The organism is Herbaspirillum sp. UBA812, assembly GCF_002296545.1.
GTDB classification, from domain to species: domain Bacteria; phylum Pseudomonadota; class Gammaproteobacteria; order Burkholderiales; family Burkholderiaceae_D; genus Herbaspirillum; species Herbaspirillum huttiense.
The window spans coordinates 757-3513 of record NZ_DBIC01000152.1 but is presented as its reverse complement, the minus strand read 5'-3'; the positions used below and the strand labels follow the sequence as shown (position 1 = coordinate 3513).

General features: G+C 64.2%; 3 protein-coding genes. All 3 read left to right on the top strand.

Annotated features, from left to right (window positions below):
* Nucleotides 1–114 precede the first annotated feature (114 nt).
* On the top strand, nucleotides 115–1305 hold the full coding sequence (locus tag B3873_RS09675; RefSeq protein ID WP_286865614.1) for an acetyl-CoA C-acyltransferase: 1191 nt from the start codon (nucleotides 115–117) through the stop codon (nucleotides 1303–1305).
* Nucleotides 1306–1344: 39 nt separating this feature from the next.
* Nucleotides 1345–2541, top strand: a complete 1197-nt coding sequence (locus B3873_RS09670) for an acyl-CoA dehydrogenase family protein (protein WP_286865605.1) — start codon at nucleotides 1345–1347, stop codon at nucleotides 2539–2541.
* A gap of 10 nt (nucleotides 2542–2551) precedes the next feature.
* A partial coding sequence (locus B3873_RS09665) for an acyl-CoA dehydrogenase family protein (protein ID WP_286865601.1) occupies nucleotides 2552–2757 on the top strand: 206 nt, incomplete at its 3' end.

Here is a 2757-nt window from a genome sequence, read left to right as displayed (position 1 = left end):
CGGCGCCAATTTTGAATCGCTGAACCAGGCCGGCTGATCGCTGGACCGGACTCACCGGAGACCGCGCGCCTTGGCGGTCTCCCCCTTGCACCATCCTTCCAGGAGAATTCCATGATGCGGGAAGCCGTCATCGTATCCACTGCGCGTACTCCCTTGACCAAGGCCCATCGCGGCGAATTCAACGTCACGCCCGGCCCGACCCTGGCGGCCTTCGCCGTGCGCGCCGCCGTCGAACGTGCGCGCATCGATCCGGGCCAGATCGAGGATGCCATCCTCGGCTGCGGCTATCCGGAAGGCACCACCGGCCGCAACATCGCGCGCCAGGCCATCGTGCGCGCGGGCCTGCCCGTCAGCATCGCCGGCACCACCGTCAATCGTTTCTGTGCCTCGGGCCTGCAAGCCATTGCGATGGCGGCTGGCCGCATCGTGGTCGATGGCGCCGATGCCATGATCGCAGGCGGTGTGGAAAGCATCTCGCAGATTCGCAGCCGCAGCGCCACCGACAGCGGCGACAGCGGCATGGATCCGTGGATCGTCGAGCACAAACCCGACCTCTACCTGCCCATGATCGAGACCGCCGACATCGTGGCCACCCGCTACGGCATCTCGCGTGAAGACCAGGACCGCTTCTCCGAAGCCAGCCAGCGCAAGACCGCAGAAGCGCAGGAAGCCGGACGCTACCGCGACGAGATCGTGGCCTGCACCACCACCATGCAAGTGACCGACAAGGCCAGCGGCCAGACCAGCCTGCGCGAGGTGACGGTGGAGGCCGACAACTGCAACCGTCCCGGCACCACCTATGAGGCACTGGCCAAGCTGGCCCCGGTGATGGGCGCGGACAAGTTCATCACCGCAGGCAATTCCTCGCAGCTCTCCGACGGCGCTTCGGCCTGCGTGATGATGGAAGCGCGCGCCGCAGAACGTGCGGGATTGCCGGTGCTGGGCGCATTCCGTGGTCTTGCCGTGGCCGGTTGCGAGCCCGATGAAATGGGCATCGGCCCGGTCTTTGCGGTGCCGCGCCTGCTGCAGCGCCACGGCCTGCGCATGGAAGACATCGGCCTGTGGGAACTCAACGAAGCCTTCGCCTCGCAAGCTCTGTACTGCCAGCGCCGCCTGGGCATTCCGGAAGAACTGCTCAACGTCAACGGCGGTGCCATTTCCATCGGCCATCCCTTCGGCATGACCGGCGCGCGCCTGGCCGGCCACGTGCTCATCGAGGGCAAGCGGCGCGGTGCGCGCTATGCCGTGGTGACCATGTGCATCGCCGGCGGCATGGGCGCGGCCGGCCTGTTTGAAATCTATTGAAGCGCAGCGTCGCTTCGCTGCATCCCCAAGGAGACTGGAATGGATCTGAATTTCACCCCGGCCGAAGAAGCCTTCCGCGACAGCGTGCGCGCCTTCCTCGCCGAGAAGCTGCCCAAGGCCTTGTCGGACAAGGTGGCCAAAGGCAAGCACCTGAGCCGCGACGAGATGGAACAATGGCATGCCATCCTCAACGAACGCGGCTGGCTGGCCAATCATTGGCCCAAGGAATATGGCGGCACCGGCTGGACCGTGATCGAGAAATTCATCTTCGAACATGAGTGCTGCCTGGCGCATGCGCCGCGCGTGGTGCCGTTCGGCGTCAACATGCTGGGACCGGTGTTGATCAAGTACGGCAACGAAGCGCAGAAGCAGTATTGGCTGCCGCGTATCCTCAATGGCGAGGACTGGTGGTGCCAGGGCTATTCGGAACCGGGCGCGGGTTCCGACCTGGCGGCCGTCAAGACGCATGCCGTGCGTGACGGCGATCATTACATCGTCAATGGCCAGAAGACCTGGACCACGCTGGGCCACTACGCCAACATGATCTTCTGCCTGGTGCGCACCAACCGCGAAGCCAAGAAGCAGGAAGGCATCAGCTTCCTGCTGATCGACATGAACGCGCCGGGTGTGGAAGTGCGCCCCATCATCACGCTGGACGGCGAGCACGAAGTCAACGAGGTCTTCTTCACCGATGTGCGCGTGCCGGTACAAAACCTGGTCGGCGAGGAAGATCGCGGATGGAGCTGCGCCAAGTACCTGCTGACCTATGAGCGCACCAACATCGCCGGCATCGGCTTCTCGGTGGCCGCACTGCAACGCTTGAAGAAAATCGCCGCCACGCAACGCAGCCATGGCCGTCCGCTGGCTGACGATCCGCTCTTCGCGGCCCGTATGGCCCGCGTGGAAATCGATCTGGAGAACATGAAGACCACCAACCTGCGCGTCATCTCGGCGGTCGCCGGCGGTGGTGCGCCCGGTGCAGAAAGCTCCATGCTCAAGATACGCGGCACCGAGATCCGCCAGGAAATCACCGCCCTCACCCGCCGCGCCATGGGCCCTTATGCGCGCCCGTATCAGTGGCATTCGCTGGAAGAAGGTCACGACGGCGGCACGCTGGGTCCGGAAGCGGCTGCCGGTGCGGCCGCGCATTACTTCAACAATCGCAAGCTGTCGATCTTCGGCGGCTCCAATGAAATCCAGAAGAACATCATCTCCAAGATGATCCTTGGCCTGTGAGGAAACGTCCATGAATTTCGAGCACACCGAAGAACGGCGCATGCTGGCCGACAGCCTGCGCCGTCTCATTACCGAACAGTATGGTTTTGAAGCCCGCAAGCACCTGCTGCAATCCGCACCCGGCATGAGCCGCGACATGTGGTCGCAGCTGGCAGAGATGGGCGTGATCGGCGCGCTCTTCCGTGAGGAAGATGGCGGCTACGGCGGGGGCGGGTT